The following is a 17,210-nucleotide window of genomic DNA, read 5'->3' on the forward strand; positions in this document are numbered from 1 at the left end:
ATTAGCATTCATAGGGACGGCGGTGGATTGGTTAATTTTGTTGTTTTGGCGAACTCAAAACTAACCGGTTTTACCGCCGTCTCCTACTTTTTCACGCTAACCTGCGATGAACCTTTTTTTTGGTATTATTGCCCCAAGATATATGCTTATTCCAAATCAACCACGTCTAACGTTCGGAGTATCAGATGATTGAAATCGCGTGGAGTAACTTCACCCCCTGGTCCGCACTGGTGGGTGGCATTCTGGTGGGCATTGCCGCAGCCAGCTTTCTGCTTTTGAATGGGCGGATTGCAGGGATCAGCGGAATACTTGGCGGCCTTCTTTCACCGGCAAAGGGCGATATAGCCTGGCGGTTGGCGTTCCTCGCCGGGCTGATCGGCGCACCGGTCGTCTGGATACTGGCCGCTGAACTTCCTCCCATTGAAATCGAGGCCGGGTACCCGGCGCTGATTATTGCCGGGCTTTTGGTGGGTGTCGGCACTCGATACGGTTCCGGCTGCACCAGTGGGCATGGGGTTTGCGGCCTCTCTCGGCTATCGCTTCGCTCCCTGGCAGCCACCCTGAGTTTCATGGGTGCCGGGTTTGTCACCGTGTATGTCATTCGTCATCTGCTGGGAGTCTGATGCTATGAAATTTTCTCTTGCTTCCCTGTTTGCCGGCCTGGTGTTTGGTCTGGGCCTCATCGTATCCGGTATGGCAAATCCCGAGAAGGTGCTTGGCTTTCTCGATATTGCTGGTCTCTGGGATCCGTCACTGGCCTTTGTGATGGGCGGCGCCATCATGGTTGGCGTGGTCGCGTTTGCCGTAGCCCGCAAGCGCACCCTTTCCTTCCTCGGTTACCACATGAAAATGCCATCCAGCAGTCACATCGATAAACGGCTGATCCTGGGCGGTCTGATGTTTGGTGTTGGCTGGGGCATTGCCGGTTTCTGCCCCGGACCGGGGCTGGTAGCGCTCGGTGCCGGTGAAATCAAGGCGGCGGTGTTTTTAGCAGCCATGGTCGCGGGCATGGGCATCTTCGAGGTGATTGAGCGCAGCCGAGCGAAAGCTTGAGTAGTTTCTGTTAAATTCCCTGCCGCCACTCTGACACAGCGCGGAGGCTGTGCGATCATGGCGGCAGCTTCAATACCCGATTCGGAGAAGGCATTCATGGATATCAGAAAGATCGATGACAACATTTCCGTAGCGCCCCAGATTTCAGTCGCAGATGTGGCGGAAGCCGCGAAGCTGGGCTTCAAGACCCTGGTGGCAAACCGCCCCGATCACGAAGAGCCCGGCCAGCCGGCTATGGCGGACATTGAAACAGCGGCCCGGGAACAGGGCCTTGAGTGGGTGTACATGCCAGTGGAGTCGGGCAATATCACTGATGACGACGTAAACCGCTTTGCACCAATGATCCGGGACGCCGAAAAACCCGTACTGGCATTCTGCCGCTCCGGAACCCGGTGTACCGTTCTCTGGGCACTGAGTGCGGCGCGAAACACGTCAGCCAATGAAATCTTTACCAAGGCACGCAACGCCGGTTACGACATTTCCGGCCTTGCTCCAAGGATGGCACAGCAAGCCGCAGAGAAAGGCTGATAAACCAACCGCCTAATCAACGTTCAGGATCCACCGCATGCAATACAAAGGTTCCGAGAATTTCAGCCACAACCAATCTGACCGATTGGGCGTGCTGGTCACCAACCTGGGTACCCCGGACGCCCCGACCACGTCGGCACTCCGCCGCTACCTGGCTGAATTTCTCTCCGACCCGCGGGTGGTGGAGCTGCCAAGGCCTCTGTGGTGGCTGATCCTGCACGGAGTAATCCTGCGAATTCGTCCCAAGCGGAGCGCAGAGGCCTATTCCAGCGTCTGGCAGCCCGAGGGTTCTCCCCTGCTGCTGCACACCGCAAAGCAGGCCGAGGGCATCCGTGAGGCGCTGAAACGCAAGTATGGCCCCAATGTGGTCGTCGGGTTTGCCATGCGTTATGGCAACCCGTCGATCGCCCGGGTTCTGGACGAGATGCAGGAACAGGGCGTGCGGAAGCTGCTGGTTTTGCCGCTGTATCCGCAATACTCCGCCTCGACCTCTGCATCCACCTTCGATGCCATTGCCAAAGATTTCACCAAGCGACGCTGGCTGCCGGATTTCCGGTTTATTTCCCACTACCCGGATTACCCGCCTTACATTGAAGCCATGGCGCGCCATATCGAAGCGCATTGGGCGAACCACGGGCGCAACCAGAAGCTGGTGCTCTCCTACCACGGGGTGCCACTGAAGTACCTCACCAAAGGCGATCCATATCACTGTGAGTGCCACAAAACCTCACGACTGCTGGCGGAACGGCTCGGTCTGAGCAAGGAAGACTACATGACCACTTTCCAGTCAAGATTTGGCAAGGAAGAGTGGCTCAAGCCGTACACCGATGAAACCCTGAAATCCCTGCCAGGCAAAGGCGTGAAATCTATTGATGTGTTCTGCCCCGGCTTCTCATCAGATTGCCTGGAAACCATTGAGGAAATCGACGAGGAGAACCGAGAGTACTTCATGGAGGCCGGTGGCGAAGGATTCAGCTATATAACCGCGCTGAACGCCACACCCGGTCATATCGAAGCCCTGGTGAAACTGATCGAAGAGAACCTGGAAGGCTGGCAGGTGCCGAAGAACGAACCTGAGGCTCTGGCTGCCAGGCAACAAAGAGCCGATGAGCAGAAAGAGATGATTTATCCGGGCCGGGATCTCTGATCCGACACAGCCTCAGTACCGGGGCGGCATCAGCTGCTCCGGTTTTCTCACTTCTCCTTCGTATCTACGGAAAGATCCGGTACAGACTGGCAGAACGTGCACTCTTCCGTATCCACCGCTGCACCGCCGGCTTCCACGTAACGCACCTTATGACTCGCCTTGCCCCGATTTGCGGACACAGAAAACTTCCGATCGCGACGTTCGGCTGAACTGGAGTCAGGTGACTCAAGATGTTGAAAGTCGGTCATAACAAGCCCTCGAAGAATCTACACTCTAATGATGAGGGTTAACTGGCCCCAATCCAAGTAGGGATAACCACGGCGATTCGAGAACAGTTGACGCTTTGGGAGAGGAGGCACTTCAGAAGAAAAGATAAGAGGAAAAAATGGCGGTGGGCCAGGGATTCGAACCCCGGGAAGGCTACTAACCTTCGGCGGTTTTCAAGACCGCTGCATTCAGCCACTCTGCCAGCCCACCGGTTTTTCCATTCGCCGCCATTGCGACAGCGGTGTGCATGATACCGGAATTGCCTGTGCTGTCAACGCTCTGCATAAAACCCGCCGCATTTTTCAACATTAACGGTTTTTAATGGAATCCGGGAGGCGGTTTCCTGTCGTAAATGATTGAAAGTTGCGTATCTGACACTATTATGGGACACAGTATCCAGTCGTTATAAACGGAGATGACAATGGAAGACAGACGATTCGGCGTTCAGAACTCTCAGGGAGCCTATTCGACTCCCCAGACGGAGCGCGCGACTACAGGCATCAGCGATGATGCGATGAAGGTGTTGCGCAACACCTACATGCTGCTGGGCATGACCCTCGCCTTCTCGGCGCTGACAGCATTCCTGAACATGAACGGAACCCACCCGGGCTTCCTGATCACTATCGTGGGCTACATTGGCCTGCTGTTCGCAACCTATAAGCTGAAGAACAGCCCCTGGGGCATTCTGACCACGTTCGCCCTGACCGGCTTCATGGGTTACACCCTGGGCCCGATCATCGGCGCGTTTGTGGCTGCCGGCGCGTCCTCGATTGTCGCCCAGGCGCTGACACTGACCGCTGTTGCGTTTGTCGGTCTGTCCGCCACAGCAATCATCACCAAAAAAGACTTCAGCTTCATGTCCAGCTTCCTGACCGCTGGTGCGTTTGTGCTGATCGGCGCCATGCTGCTGGCCTTCCTGATGGAGAGCTCGGTTCTGCATCTGGCAGTATCCGCTGGCTTCACCATTTTTGCGTCCATCATGATCCTGTTTGAGACCAGCCAGATCATCAAGGGTGGTGAGCGCAACTACGTGATTGCCACCGTGGGTCTGTATGTATCCATCTACAACCTGTTCGTCAGCCTGCTGCACCTGCTGTCTGCGTTCAGTGGCGGAGATTGATACCAGGCTGAATTAGCCGCTTGAAAACCCCGGCAGTTGCCGGGGTTTTTGCTTTCGGTACACTGAAAGCCTGTACACGGCAGATCAGGAACGAACAGGAACCATGTCGGAAACCGCTTCTGAAACCTTCACTCTGGTAATCACCGGCGCGCCCTACTCGTCCCAGGCGCCCGAGACGGCGCTTGGTTTTGCACAGGCTGCCGTAAATGCCGGTCACCGCATTGACCGGGTTTTTCTCTACGGTGACGGAGTGCATCTTGCCTCCGCACTTTGCGCGCCACCGTCTGACGAAACCCACTGGCCAGAAGAGTGGTCCCGGTTCCTGGCCGATCACAGTATTTCCGGCGTTGCCTGCATTGCCTCGGCCCTGCGTCGCGGCCTGGTCGACGAAACCGAGCAGAAACGCTATGAGTTGCCGGCGGCCAACCTGCGTCACCCGTTTGAAATCGCCGGTCTCGGAGAATGGGTCGAAGGACGCATCAAATCCACGCGCACGCTCTACTTCCACGCCGGAGACTGACCATGAGTACTTTGATCATGATTGACCAGCCCCCCTACGGCGCGTGGACCGGCCGGGAAGCCCTGGACATGGCGTTTTCGCTGGCAGCGTTCGACCAGCCGGCATCATTGCTTTTCACCGGGGCCGGGGTTAACTGGCTGAGGCAATCTCAGGACGCCGGAGGGATCGGACAGAAGACCGTGGAAAAGAATCTGTCTGCAGCGCCGATCTTCGGGATTGAAGCAATCCTGGCTGATAGGGCCTCCTGTAAAAGCTACGGCCTTGAAGAGAGCTCGCTGATTGACGGCGTGACTCTGGTGAATAATGATGCCGCTCTCCTCTCTGAATATGACCATACTGCGTTCGCAGGTTAGCCCCGATGACTGACATCCAGACATTGCACATATTGAATAAATCCCCGGAACATCCGCGGGCGAACCGATGCATGGAAATGATGGCGGCCGGAGATGGCCTTCTACTGACCGGCAGTGGCGTCCTTTTGCTGGCGACCGGGCAACTGCCGGACGCCAGCAAGGTATTTGCCCTCGCTCCAGACGTTGATGCACGTGGGCTCGGACATATTGCGGGCAATGCCATCTCCGTGGACTTCACGGAGATGGTTACTCTTACATTAGAGGCGCAAAAGGTAATCAGTTGGTAGACCATGGTCAGTAACGTAATGCCAGAACGAAACAACGAAGGCTTTCTTGAAGACGCTCAGGAATGGACAGAAGGTGTCGCGGCGGCCATTGCGGCCGAGGATGAGGTGGATCTCAGTGAGAAACACTGGGAAATCATAAGGTTCCTTCGTTCTTTTTATAAAGAACATGAAATGTCGCCACCCTCAAACCGCCTGTTCGTGAAGGCGGTTAAAGAGGCGCTGGGCGAAGAAAAGGGCAACAGCATTTATTTGATGCAGTTGTTTCCCGGCACACCTGCAAAAACCGCTTGCCGGATTGCCGGCCTGCCACGCCCCACAAATTGTCTTTAGTGCTTTGAGGCCATTTTAAAAGCCCGCGAGGAACAGAAACTGAAGCAGCCCGGCCAGAGCGCCGAAAAGACCTCCCACGAACATCAACTGTGCTTCTTCTTCCCGGAACGCCGGGCGAAGAATATCCTGGAATTCATCGGGTTTTAGCGCTTTCATCTGGCCCGACAGAACTTCTGCGACTACGGGTGCCCGCTCCCGGTTGAACGCCGGATCACTGAACACATCCCCGGTAGCCAAGACGGCCTTTTGGTTCATGACCCTTTGCAGCTCCGTATAACCCGTCATGCCCATGGTCACCTGAGCTGTCAGCTTCATGATCACAGAGTTGTCCAGTAGGGGCCGCAAGTGTTTCTGGATGATCGCCCGGGTCCTGTCGCCATGGCTGCCGTTGATCATGGCGTCGGCGACTTTCTCGACCGTGATCAGCTCTTCCGCCACCAGTCTTGCCCAGACATCGCTGATCTCCGGTTGCCTGCGCAGAAACAGCCCCTGGATTTTCCAGAACAGAAACCGCCGGGGCCTGAGAGGCGCAAAGATCAGGTTGATCGCAATCCAGTTGGTTACAAGCCCGACCACAAAGCCCCCCAGTGGCAGCAGCCAGGGCTCCGGATAGCGAGTCCATAAAGGCACAAGAACCGCTCCCAGAATGCCGCCGATAATCGCGCCACGGTTGATCACCGATTGCAGTTCCACTGCACCGGCTTGCTGGAAGATCCGGTTCATCATATCCGGATGCTTCTCCAGTTCCCGGCTGAGCAGCGCCTTGAGATCCACCAGCTCATCCAGATCGTCGCCGAAGTCCTCAACCAGATCCTCGACCCTGGACGGCATCTGCTCCCGGGCCCACTGGTATATCCGGTTTCTCACAAACAAAGGCAGGTTGTCCCAGAGAACGGGCTGGATCTCATACATGACTTCATCAATGTACTCATCCATCCTTGGGGTAACCTGGGAAATAACCTGTTCAACGATGCGCTGGGGTTCGAGCTTCTGGTAGACGGCGTTCAGGTCGCCGAATTGCTGGAGGGTCCTGTCGATGCAGATGTGGGCCATTTTCTCTGCCTTGCGGGGGATAACCCCCTGCCAGCCCACCAGGCCCAGGCCGATGAACTGGACCGGATAGAAGGACATCTGGATGGCAAGCCAGTTGGTCAGCCAGCCAACCACGGCAGCCATGAGAGGCACGGACAGAAGCGCAACGTCGAACAAGTGTGACCCCGGTGTGAGAATGTAATCCGGTTAAGCCGGTAATAGTGCCGTTATCAGGCAAACAGGATAGTACCTGCCTGATGTTTCTGTGTATGCGACGAATGATGAAGTAATTGAAATGTCACAACATTGGCCGTGTAGCCATGGTGACGACGGTATTGCGGCAGCGAGAAACAGGTATCGCGTCCAGAGGGACGCGATACACCTGGGAGAGATAGCCTTCTTACTGGTAGTAAGCGTTTTCAGTGTAGGAGTGGTCGGTCACATCACGTACGGCCGTTATTTCCGGTACGCGCTCCTTCAGAGTTGATTCAACGCCCTGCTTCAGGGTCAGACTTACCGCAGAGCAACCCTGACAACCGCCGCCGAAACGCAGCACCGCCACGGATTCGTCGACGATCTCTACAAGAGATACCTCGCCGCCATGGGCAGCCAGGTTCGGATTGATCTCGGAAGCCAGAATATAATTCACCCGATCCGGTAGAGGCGCATCGTCATCAATCTTGGGCACTTTTGCATTTGGTGCCTTGATGGTGAGCTGACCACCCATCTGGTCCTTGGAGTAATCCACGTACGCCTCTTCCAGAAAAGGCATGGAATTGTGATCCAGGTACAGGATGAATTTGTCCAGATCCACCTGCTCGTCCGTAGGCACTACCTCATTGGGCGGGCAGTAGGCCAGACAGGTCTCGGCATTCTTGGTGCCGGGCTGGGTAACGAAAATACGCACGCCCATGCCTTCCACGTCCTGTTTTTCGATAAGTTGTGCAAGATAATCCCGTGCGGGATCTGTCACAGTAACCTGAGCCATGTTTTCAACCCGTTTGAAAGTTTGAGTTCATTTTAAGGGAGTTCGCGGGAACATGAAAGACCAAGTAAAATAGTCGGGCTTTACGAAGGTAATGAATTTCCCGTATTGGCAGGTATTTGCGAAAGGCAATTGATAATCGTCATTCGTACTAAGACGGGCTCAGGCATTTTTGCTATGATCCCGCGCCATTGAAATTATTACAGCGTTATTAACGACATCCGGAAGTAATTCTATGACCGATCGCAGCACTCGTCTCGACCAGCTCCACAAGGCCCTGAAGGAACGCATTGTGATCCTTGATGGCGGCATGGGCACCATGATCCAGAATCTCAAGCTGGACGAGAAGGCGTTCCGTGGCGATCGGTTTGCCGACTATGACCGGGAAGTCCAGGGTAACAACGACCTCCTGAACCTGACCCAGCCCGCCCTGCTCCGCAACATCCATGCGGATTACCTGGACGCTGGCGCCGACATCATCGAAACCAATACCTTCAACTCCACACAGCTTTCCCAGGCAGACTACGGACTGGAGGAGATTGCCAAGGAACTCAACGTGGCCGCCGCCCAGCTGGCCCGTCAGATCGCGGATGAATACACCGCCAAAAATCCGGACAAGCCGCGCTTTGTGGCCGGTGCAGTTGGGCCCACATCCCGCACGGCCTCCATCTCCCCGGACGTGAACAACCCGGGTTACCGGAACGTCGACTTCCAGACCCTGGTCGACAACTATTACGAGGCGGTAGAAGGCCTCGTTGAGGGCGGCTGCGACCTGATCCTGATCGAAACCATTTTCGATACCCTCAACGCCAAGGCGGCAATCTACGCTACCCAGCAGTACTTCGAAAACAGCGGCATCACCCTGCCGATCATGATTTCCGGCACCATCACCGATGCCTCCGGCCGAACCCTTTCCGGTCAGACCACTGAAGCCTTCTGGAACTCCGTGGCCCACGCCAAACCCATTTCCGTTGGCCTGAACTGCGCGCTGGGTGCGGACGCCCTGCGTCCTTATGTTGAAGAGCTGTCGGCCAAGGCGGAAACCTATGTCAGCGCCCACCCGAACGCCGGGCTTCCCAACGAGTTTGGTGAATACGATCAGACACCCGAGGAAATGGCCGAGATCATTGAAGGCTTCGCTCGTGACGGCTTCCTGAACATCATCGGTGGCTGCTGTGGCTCACGACCGGACCACATCGAAGCGATTGCCCAGGCAGTCGCCAAGTACCCACCCCGGAAGATTCCCGAGCGCCCCAAGGCATTGCGCCTGTCCGGCCTCGAGCCGTTCACCGGTGACGACAACGTTCTGTTCATTAACGTGGGAGAGCGAACCAACGTTACCGGCTCCAAGCGCTTCCTGCGTCTGATCAAGGAAGAGCAGTACGAAGAAGCCCTCAGCGTTGCCCGGGACCAGGTTGAAAACGGTGCCCAGATTATCGACATCAACATGGATGAAGGCATGCTGGAGTCGAAGGAGGTGATGGTTACCTTCCTGAACCTCGTCGCCTCCGAGCCGGATATCTCGCGGGTGCCGATCATGATCGACTCCTCCAAGTGGGATGTGATCGAGGCGGGCCTGCGCTGTATCCAGGGCAAGGCCGTGGTGAATTCCATCAGCCTCAAGGAAGGCGAGGAGGAGTTCATCAAGCGCGCCAGAGACTGCATGCGCTATGGCGCGGCAGTGGTCGTGATGGCTTTTGATGAAAAGGGCCAGGCTGACACCTACGAACGCAAGACCGAAATCTGCAAGCGCTCCTACGATGTCCTGACCGGAATTGGCTTTAACCCCGCCGATATCATTTTCGATCCGAACATCTTTGCCATTGCCACCGGCATCGAAGAGCACAACAACTACGCGGTGGACTTTATCAACGCCACCCGCTGGATTCGTGACAACCTGCCCCATACCTCCATTTCCGGTGGTGTGAGCAACGTATCCTTCTCATTCCGGGGCAATGACGTGGTCCGGGAGGCCATTCATTCGGTCTTCCTCTATCACGCCATCAAGGCTGGCATGAACATGGGGATTGTGAACCCCGGCCAGCTGGTGATCTACGATGAGATCGACCCGGAGCTGAAAGAGCTGGTCGAAGACGTTGTCCTGAACCGCCGGGACGATGGCACCGACCGGCTGCTCGAGATTGCCGAGCGCTACAAAGGCAAAGGCGGCAAAACCCAGGAGGAAGACCTCGCCTGGCGTGAGTGGCCAGTGGAAAAACGCCTGGAGCATGCGCTGGTCAAGGGGATCACCACCTACATCGTGGACGACACCGAAGCCTGCCGCCAGAGGGCCACACATCCCATCGAGGTGATCGAAGGCCCCCTGATGGATGGCATGAACGTGGTCGGCGACCTGTTTGGTGACGGCAAGATGTTCCTGCCCCAGGTGGTGAAGAGCGCCCGGGTAATGAAGCAGGCGGTGGCGCACCTGATCCCCTATATCGAGGCGGAGAAAACCGAAGACCAGAAAGCCAAGGGCAAGATCCTCATGGCCACGGTGAAAGGCGATGTGCACGATATCGGCAAGAACATCGTGGGCGTGGTACTGCAGTGCAACAACTATGAGGTGATCGACCTCGGCGTGATGGTGCCCTGCGACAAGATCCTGGCCGCCGCCAAGGAGCACGATGTCGACATCATTGGTCTCAGCGGTCTGATCACACCATCGCTGGATGAGATGGTGCACGTGGCCCGTGAGATGCAGCGTCTGGATTTCAACATTCCGCTGATGATCGGCGGTGCTACAACCTCGAAGGCCCACACGGCCGTGAAGATCGAGCCCCAGTACAAGAACGATATCGCTCTGTACGTGTCGGACGCGTCTCGTTGCGTGAACGTGGCATCCCAGCTGCTCAGTAAAACCGCGAAACCGGATCTGGTGGAAGCTGCCCGCACGGAATACGACGAGATCCGCGAGCGCCGCAAGAACCGGGGCGACCGCACCAAACTGGTCTCCCTGAAGGAAGCCCGCGATCGCGCCCCGGATATCTCCTTCGAGGGCTACCAGCCTCCCAAGCCGGCGTTCACCGGTATTCGGGTGTTCGAGGAATATGATCTTAATGAGCTTGTGGATTACATCGACTGGACACCGTTCTTCCTGTCCTGGGACATTTCCGGCAAGTACCCGGCTATCTTTGATGATCCCAAGCGGGGCGAGGCAGCGCGTCACCTCTTTGATGATGCCCAGAAGATTCTGCACCGGATGATTGATGAAAAACGGGTGTCAGCCCGTGGCGTCATCGGGTTCTGGCCCGCCAACCGCCGCGGCGACGATATCGTGTTGTACACCGATGATTCGTGCAGCGAGGAACTGACCACCCTGCACCACCTCCGGCAGCAGGATGAAAAAGCACCCGGCAAAGCGATGATGGCACTGTCTGATTTCGTCGCCCCTGAAGGCTCCGGTACTGTGGATTACGTCGGCGGTTTCGCTGTGACCACCGGGATTGGTGCAGAGGAGTTTTCCGTCGAGTTCAAGGATGCCAACGACGATTACAACGCCATCATGGTCAAGGCCTTGGCCGACCGGTTGGCGGAGGCTTTTGCAGAGCGTATGCATGAGCGGGTACGTCAGGAGTTCTGGGGCTACGCAGCTGGTGAAAAGCTGGCCAATGACGACCTTATCAAGGAAAGGTACCGTGGGATACGCCCGGCGCCCGGCTATCCGGCCTGTCCGGACCACACCGAAAAGGAAACCCTGTTCAACTTGCTGGAGGCCACTGATACTGCAGGCATCGAGCTGACGGAGCATTTCGCCATGTTCCCGACCGCGGCAGTGTCGGGCTGGTACTTTGCCCACCCGGAATCCAAGTACTTCGCGGTAGGGAAAATTGGCGCCGACCAGGTTGAGGACTATGCTGAACGCAAAGGCATTTCCAAGGCGGAAGCGGAACGCTGGCTTGCACCAAGCCTGGCCTACGATCCAGCAGAGTAAGCTTCAGTCGGGACAGAGATCAGGGGCAGATGTATGACGCAGTCTTCAGAGACGGAGAAAAAGGATCAAAAAAAACAACGCGGACCTGGCGTTTTCAAAGTCATGCAGAGCATTCTGGCCGGCGCTTTCGGAGTGCAGTCCGACAAGCGCCGGGAAGAGGACTTCTCAAGCCATAGCCCCTGGCCTTATATCATCGCCGGCATTCTTTTCACAGCCAGCTTCGTGGTGGGCCTGATTGTTATCGTCAATCTGGTCTTGGCAAGCCAGTAGGATTACTGGCCAGCCACCCAGACTACGGCGAACGCAACGGCAAGGACCACCAGGAGAACGGCGGCAACGGCATCGGCCTGACTATCAGAGCGTACGGTCTTTTTCATGTCTGTTCCTCTTTCCGAGTTGTGTCTCGTGTTTTTCTTATTTTCAGGCAGCACAGCACAGCGGCCCTGCTGCCTCTATTAAGTTAAGCAGTTAATTGATATTCGTCCAGTCCATTGTTCCCCTTGCTTATCGCCTGAATCGATAAACATATTTTGAAATAATCATTTTAAGAATAAAAACCCGCTGTTATCCTTCCCATCAGATATAAGGCCGTCGGCCTCGATATGTCGCTTTCAAGCAGGATCTTCCCACTATGTACGTATACGATGAACACGATCGGCAAATGGCTGCCGAGAGGGTTGCCCAGTTCCGTGATCAGACCGAAAGGGCCCTGGCCGGAGAGTTGGCAGAAGACGAGTTTCTTCCCCTTCGCCTGCAGAACGGCCTGTACGTTCAGCGTCTTGCCCCTATGCTCAGGATCTGTGTTCCCTACGGCATGATGCGTTCGGACCAGCTTCGCCGGCTTGCCCGGATTACCCGGGACTACGACAAAGGCTATGCGCACTTCACCACCCGCCAGAACGTGCAGCTCAACTGGCCGGCACTGGAGGACGTTCCCGACATTCTCGCAGAGCTTGCGGAAGTGGAAATGCATGCCAACCAGACCAGCGGCAACTGCATTCGTAACACCACCACAGATCAGTTCTCCGGCGTCCAGTCTGATGAAATCGCTGACCCGCGTCCCTATTGCGAAATTATTCGCCAGTGGTCCACATTTCACCCGGAATTCGCCTTCCTGCCACGGAAATTCAAGGTTGCCGTGAATGCGTCCGAGCATACCGATCGCGCAGCCATCCAGGTGCACGATATCGGGCTGCAGATGGTGCGCAATGAGGCTGGTGAACTCGGCTTCCGCGTTCATGTTGGCGGTGGCCTCGGCCGCACCCCCATGGTCGGGCCGGTTATTCGCCAGTTCCTTCCGGAGCTGGACCTGCTGACCTATCTCGAAGCTGTGCTACGCGTTTATAACCGCTATGGCCGGCGGGACAACAAGTTCAAGGCCCGGATCAAGATTCTGGTGAAGGCGCTCACGCCTGAGGGCTTTGCCGAGAAGGTGGAAGCCGAGTGGCAGCACATCAAGGATTCCCCTACCCGGCTGACACCGGAGGCGGTTCAACGCATTCAGGCCTACTTCACCGAGCCGGATTACGCAGTGCTGGATAATGCCACGGACCTGCTGGCGAGCCAGCGGTTCGAGAACCGGGGCTTCGATCAGTGGCTGACCCACAACGTCGATACCCACAAAAAGCCGGGCTACGCCATTGTCACACTGACCATGAAGAAGACCGGCACGCCTCCGGGTGATGTCAGCGACAAACAACTGGAACAGATTGCCGATCTGGCAGACGAGTTCAGCTTTGGCGAAGTCCGGGTAACCCACCAGCAGAATGTTGTTCTCGCCGATGTGCGCCAGGATCGCCTGCTTGAGCTGTGGCAGGCGATTACCCCCATGGACTTCGGTACCGCGAACCTGAATACCCTGACGGATGTCATCTGCTGCCCCGGTGGCGATTACTGCGCGCTGGCCAATGCCAAGTCCATCCCGGTGGCCGAGGCCATCCAGCGGCAGTTCGATGACCTGGACTACCTGTACGACCTTGGCAACATTGATCTGAACATATCCGGCTGCATGAATGCCTGCGGGCACCACCATGTTGGCAATATCGGTGTTCTCGGCGTCGACAAGAAGGGCCAGGAGTTCTATCAGATCAGCCTTGGCGGGTCGTCCCATCACGATGCCTCAATTGGCAAGATCCTGGGACCGTCGTTTGCCCGAGACGAGATGCCTCAGGTGATTTCAAAAATCATTGATGTCTACGTTGATAAGCGCACGGAAGAAGAGACCTTCCTGGATACTTATCGTCGTGTAGGAATTGATCCTTTCAAGGAGCGGGTATATGCCTAACGTTATTTCTCCGGATGGCAGCATCCGTCAGGACAACTGGGTTGTGGTGCCCCGCCCGGCCGAAGGCGAATCGCTGGACATTCCGGCGGACCAGCCGGCATTGATCCCGGCGGATCTTTGGCTGGCCGGCTATGAGCACTTCACCGGAAGGCAGGATATCGGCGTATGGTTTGACAGCCACGACGAACCGGAGATCCTGGATGGCCGGGTCAATGAGCTGCCGGTGATTGCGGTGAATTTCCCGAAGTTCAGTGATGGCCGGGGTTATAGCATTGGCCGATTGTTGCGTGAGCGCTTTGGCTACGTGAATGAGCTACGCGCCATCGGCGATGTGCTGCTGGATCAGCTGCAGTTCATGAAGCGTTGTGGATTCGATGCCTATGTGCTGAGGGCCGACAAGGACATCACCAAGGCGCAGAAATGCCTGAACTTCTTCAGTCAGGGCTACCAGGCTGCAACCGACACCGAAATCCCTCTGTTCCGGCGTCGGGCGTCTTAGTTTTCAGACTTTAGAGTACGAAGAGAGAGGATTCACTTTCCAAAACACGCTCCTTGCGGCACATCCCTGTGACGCTTGGGCTCCGCCATCCATGGCTCCGCACAGTTTTGGAAAGTGAATCCTCTCTCTTCTATCCAAGCTTCGGAGTTCGGTAGGTCGGATTAGGCAAAGCCGTAATCCGACAAACAACACCAACCGGAAAGAATTACCTGGAGTGATCCAGAACAATCTTCCCGGACGACTCACCTTTCAGAAACGCCTTCAACGCGCCATCCAGGTCCTTCCGGCCGATATCACGGGCAGCAGCTTCAGTTTTCGGACATGCCCACTCCCCGGCAAATTTCTTCCACACGGCTTCTTTGTCCGCCAGCGGAATCTCTACCGAATCCACACCCAGCAGATTCACGCCTCGCAGGATAAACGGCAGCACGGTGGTCTGAAGACTTGGACCGGCGACAAGGCCACAGCAGGATACGGAACCACCAGGCTGAATCTGCTTGAGTAGTTCCGCCAGCGGGCCACCACCTACAGTATCCACGGCGTTGGCAAACGCAGGTTTAACCAGAGGTTTCTTCTCTTCCGCCAGGGTCTCACGGCCGACCACTTCTTTGGCGCCAAGAGCCTTGAGATCGTCCGCATGGTCAGCCTTGCCGCTGATGGCGACAACGTCAAACCCGAGTTTGGCAAGCAGCTCAACCGCAACGGTGCCAACAGCACCGGAGGCTCCGGAAACGGCGACTTTGCCTTGCTCCGGTTTGGCGCCCATGGTCAGGAGTTTCTGGACACAAAGCCCGGCGGTGAGGCCGGCGGTGCCATAGATCATGGCGGTGCGAGCGTTCCAGCCGGCAGGCATGGGGACGCACCAGGCAGCAGGCACGCGGATGTATTCGCCAAAGCCGCCGTCGGTGTTCATACCCAGATCGTAGCCGGTCACGATAACGGGGCTGCCATTCGACGGCGTGCCCGTGGCAGAGTCAACAACCTCACCGGCGGCGTCGATACCCGGTGTATGGGGGAAAGAACGGGTGACACCCTTGTTGCCGGAGGCTGACAGCGCATCCTTGTAGTTAAGCGAGGAGTGGCTGACCCGGATCAGAACCTCGCCATCGGGCAGGTCGCTGGTGCTCAGAGTTTTCTCGGCACCGACATATTCACCATTCTGCTCTTCAACACGCCAGGCTTTGAATTCGGTATTGGTTGTCATCATTGTTCCCCGTTTTCAGTGGTCTACTGGAACTTCTGGTTGCGGAAGGCACCCAGCACTTTCCAGACCGTGTGTTCAAGCGCCGCACTGGTTGCCAACCCGAGCTTTTCCGGAAGGGTGCGTTTGCGCTGGTATGCCACTGAGACTACGTCTGCGCGGTCGCAGGCTTCAATGAGATATTCGTCGGAGGTTTTGATCTCATCGATCAGTTTTACCTCCAGCGCCCGTTTGCCAAACCAGATATCGCCATTGGCAACCGCGGCAATGTCCAGATCAGGGCGTCGTTCGCTCACATACTCTTTAAAGAGACCGTGGGTGTCTTCCAGATCTTCCAGAAATTTCTGACGCCCTTTGTCGGTGTTTTCACCGAAAATGGTCATGGTGCGTTTGTGCTCGCCGGCGGTCAGCACTTCAAAGTCCACATCGTTCTTTTTGAGAAAACGGTGGAAATTCGGGAGCTGGGCAACCACGCCAATAGAACCCAGGATGGCAAACGGCGAGGCGACGATCCGGTCGGCAACACAGGCCATCATGTAACCACCGCTGGCCGCGACCTTGTCAACACAGGCGGTAAGGCGCACACCCTTGCTGCGAATGCGATCCAGCTGGGCGGCCGCAAGACCATAGGAGTGAACCAGTCCGCCGCCGCTTTCCAGACGGATAACCACTTCGTCTTTTTCCGGATCAGCAGTGCTCAATACCGCGGTAATGGCACGGCGAAGCGGATCTGTATCACTGGCTTTGATATCACCGTCAAAATCGAGAACGTAAACCCGACCACGACTGTCGTCCTGCCCGGCGTTATCTTTCTTCGCCTTGGCCGCTTTTTTCTCGGCCTTCTGCTCTTTCTTACGGGCTTTCTGGAACGCCTTGCGTTGCTGATCAGACATCAGCCGGGACTGAATCGTTTCGCGAAGTTTTTCGTACTTCTCGTTGAGCTTCCGGATCTTGAGCTCTCCCTCGCCCTCATTATCGCCCCGATCCTTCTGGGCGGCAGACATGATGACAGAGATCACCACCAGAGCCGCCACCACGAAAGTAACGATCTTGGCCAAAAACAAACCGTATTCTGTCAGGAACTCCAAAGTGCTTCTCCAACTGGATGTACAAAGACCAGAGTGTAACTTACCGAATTTATGGTGATAAGGAGAGCAAAAAAATTAAAACAAGCGTTCGATCGATCTTGACAGAGCCGACCGCTAACCATAAAGTCGGATTGCGAGGTCGGCTCTACCCGGGCACCCGATCAGGCTCGTGCAGCCAGGGACATCAAGCCGTCGTGATCATGACTAGACAACCATCAAAAGGGTAAAATAATGTCTGTAGCTCAGGTATTTGAACAACTCGAACAGAATTTCAACGCAGACGCAGCTCAAGGCCTGGACCTGGTATTCCAGTTCGACATCGAAGACGACAAGACCTATCACCTCGTCATCAATGACGGCACCTGTAGTAAGCACGAAGGCGCTCATGACGATCCTTCCGTTACCCTGATCATGAACTCCGAAACCCTGCAGGGCATCGTTTCCGGCGAGACTGACGGCATGCAGGCATTCATGGCGGGTCAGCTGCGCGCTGAAGGCGATATGATGCTGGCAACCAAGCTGGGCGAACTGTTCAAGATGGGCTGATTGCCCCCGGCAAGCGCTGTGACAAAACCTGCGTTT

Annotated in this window: 19 protein-coding genes and 1 tRNA gene; 14 read left to right on the plus strand and 6 right to left on the minus strand. The window is 56.2% G+C overall.

What is annotated here, in order from left to right; genetic code table 11:
• Window positions 1-185 precede the first annotated feature (185 nt).
• From KEHDKFFH_RS17045 to hemH, 4 genes are all read left to right on the plus strand, one after another.
• Window positions 186-623, plus strand: coding sequence for a YeeE/YedE family protein (locus tag KEHDKFFH_RS17045; protein WP_104323020.1), 438 nt, complete (start codon window positions 186-188; stop codon window positions 621-623).
• Between the two features lie 4 nt (window positions 624-627).
• Window positions 628-1,053: a YeeE/YedE family protein gene (locus KEHDKFFH_RS17050; protein ID WP_104323021.1), complete on the plus strand. Its 426-nt coding sequence runs from the start codon at window positions 628-630 to the stop codon at window positions 1,051-1,053.
• Window positions 1,054-1,149: 96 nt separating this feature from the next.
• Window positions 1,150-1,581 carry a protein tyrosine phosphatase family protein gene (locus KEHDKFFH_RS17055; RefSeq protein WP_104323081.1) on the plus strand — a complete coding sequence of 144 codons (432 nt, stop codon included), beginning with the start codon at window positions 1,150-1,152 and terminating at the stop codon, window positions 1,579-1,581.
• 37 nt (window positions 1,582-1,618) lie between these two features.
• On the plus strand, window positions 1,619-2,728 hold the full coding sequence (hemH, locus tag KEHDKFFH_RS17060; RefSeq protein WP_104323022.1) for a ferrochelatase: 1,110 nt from the start codon (window positions 1,619-1,621) through the stop codon (window positions 2,726-2,728).
• Between the two features lie 47 nt (window positions 2,729-2,775).
• Here the strand turns inward: hemH and KEHDKFFH_RS20505 are convergent, their stop codons facing one another.
• Window positions 2,776-2,907 (minus strand): hypothetical protein, encoded by a 132-nt coding sequence (locus tag KEHDKFFH_RS20505; protein ID WP_277872185.1) that lies wholly within the window; start codon window positions 2,905-2,907, stop codon window positions 2,776-2,778.
• Between the two features lie 207 nt (window positions 2,908-3,114).
• A tRNA-Ser gene (locus tag KEHDKFFH_RS17070) sits at window positions 3,115-3,205 on the minus strand.
• Window positions 3,206-3,416: 211 nt separating this feature from the next.
• On the opposite strand from KEHDKFFH_RS17070, the gene KEHDKFFH_RS17075 reads away from it, so the two are divergent.
• From KEHDKFFH_RS17075 to KEHDKFFH_RS17095, 5 genes are all read left to right on the plus strand, one after another.
• Window positions 3,417-4,115, plus strand: a complete 699-nt coding sequence (locus KEHDKFFH_RS17075) for a Bax inhibitor-1/YccA family protein (protein ID WP_104323024.1) — start codon at window positions 3,417-3,419, stop codon at window positions 4,113-4,115.
• A gap of 103 nt (window positions 4,116-4,218) precedes the next feature.
• A complete protein-coding gene (tusD, locus tag KEHDKFFH_RS17080) occupies window positions 4,219-4,635 on the plus strand; it encodes a sulfurtransferase complex subunit TusD (protein WP_104323025.1) in 417 nt (138 codons plus the stop codon).
• 2 nt (window positions 4,636-4,637) lie between these two features.
• On the plus strand, window positions 4,638-4,988 hold the full coding sequence (locus tag KEHDKFFH_RS17085; RefSeq protein ID WP_104323026.1) for a DsrE family protein: 351 nt from the start codon (window positions 4,638-4,640) through the stop codon (window positions 4,986-4,988).
• Window positions 4,989-4,993: 5 nt separating this feature from the next.
• Complete coding sequence (tusB, locus tag KEHDKFFH_RS17090; RefSeq protein WP_104323027.1) at window positions 4,994-5,275, plus strand: sulfurtransferase complex subunit TusB; 282 nt, start codon at window positions 4,994-4,996, stop codon at window positions 5,273-5,275.
• 3 nt (window positions 5,276-5,278) lie between these two features.
• Window positions 5,279-5,605 (plus strand): TusE/DsrC/DsvC family sulfur relay protein, encoded by a 327-nt coding sequence (locus tag KEHDKFFH_RS17095; RefSeq protein WP_104323028.1) that lies wholly within the window; start codon window positions 5,279-5,281, stop codon window positions 5,603-5,605.
• Window positions 5,606-5,620: 15 nt separating this feature from the next.
• Here the strand turns inward: KEHDKFFH_RS17095 and KEHDKFFH_RS17100 are convergent, their stop codons facing one another.
• Together KEHDKFFH_RS17100 and nfuA are read right to left on the minus strand one after the other, a co-directional pair.
• The gene (locus tag KEHDKFFH_RS17100; RefSeq protein ID WP_192875801.1) at window positions 5,621-6,814 is read right to left on the minus strand and encodes a DUF445 domain-containing protein; all 1,194 of its coding nucleotides are present in this window, start codon (window positions 6,812-6,814) and stop codon (window positions 5,621-5,623) included.
• A 223-nt stretch (window positions 6,815-7,037) separates the two neighbouring features.
• Window positions 7,038-7,625, minus strand: a complete 588-nt coding sequence (gene nfuA / locus KEHDKFFH_RS17105) for a Fe-S biogenesis protein NfuA (RefSeq protein WP_104323029.1) — start codon at window positions 7,623-7,625, stop codon at window positions 7,038-7,040.
• A 232-nt stretch (window positions 7,626-7,857) separates the two neighbouring features.
• On the opposite strand from nfuA, the gene metH reads away from it, so the two are divergent.
• The 4 genes from metH (at window position 7,858) to KEHDKFFH_RS17125 (ending at window position 14,339) form a co-directional block, all read left to right on the plus strand.
• A complete protein-coding gene (gene metH / locus KEHDKFFH_RS17110; RefSeq protein WP_104323030.1) occupies window positions 7,858-11,556 on the plus strand; it encodes a methionine synthase in 3,699 nt (1,232 codons plus the stop codon).
• 33 nt (window positions 11,557-11,589) lie between these two features.
• The gene (locus KEHDKFFH_RS17115; RefSeq protein ID WP_104323031.1) at window positions 11,590-11,826 is read left to right on the plus strand and encodes a DUF2970 domain-containing protein; all 237 of its coding nucleotides are present in this window, start codon (window positions 11,590-11,592) and stop codon (window positions 11,824-11,826) included.
• Between the two features lie 361 nt (window positions 11,827-12,187).
• Window positions 12,188-13,840 (plus strand): nitrite/sulfite reductase, encoded by a 1,653-nt coding sequence (locus tag KEHDKFFH_RS17120; protein ID WP_104323032.1) that lies wholly within the window; start codon window positions 12,188-12,190, stop codon window positions 13,838-13,840.
• Entirely contained in the window at window positions 13,833-14,339 is a 507-nt protein-coding gene (locus tag KEHDKFFH_RS17125) for a DUF934 domain-containing protein (protein ID WP_104323033.1), read from the plus strand. Before KEHDKFFH_RS17120 ends, KEHDKFFH_RS17125 begins: the two co-directional genes overlap by 8 nt.
• Window positions 14,340-14,544: 205 nt before the next feature.
• On the opposite strand, the gene KEHDKFFH_RS17130 is transcribed toward KEHDKFFH_RS17125, so the two are convergent.
• Both KEHDKFFH_RS17130 and sohB read right to left on the minus strand, forming a co-directional pair.
• Window positions 14,545-15,543, minus strand: coding sequence for a YhdH/YhfP family quinone oxidoreductase (locus tag KEHDKFFH_RS17130; RefSeq protein WP_104323034.1), 999 nt, complete (start codon window positions 15,541-15,543; stop codon window positions 14,545-14,547).
• Between the two features lie 23 nt (window positions 15,544-15,566).
• Window positions 15,567-16,628: a protease SohB gene (sohB, locus tag KEHDKFFH_RS17135; protein WP_104323035.1), complete on the minus strand. Its 1,062-nt coding sequence runs from the start codon at window positions 16,626-16,628 to the stop codon at window positions 15,567-15,569.
• Between the two features lie 231 nt (window positions 16,629-16,859).
• On the opposite strand from sohB, the gene KEHDKFFH_RS17140 reads away from it, so the two are divergent.
• Window positions 16,860-17,174 (plus strand): SCP2 sterol-binding domain-containing protein, encoded by a 315-nt coding sequence (locus KEHDKFFH_RS17140; protein ID WP_104323036.1) that lies wholly within the window; start codon window positions 16,860-16,862, stop codon window positions 17,172-17,174.
• The last annotated feature ends 36 nt before the right edge of the window (window positions 17,175-17,210 follow it).

This window comes from Marinobacter maroccanus (assembly GCF_002933275.1).
Lineage (GTDB): Bacteria > Pseudomonadota > Gammaproteobacteria > Pseudomonadales > Oleiphilaceae > Marinobacter > Marinobacter maroccanus.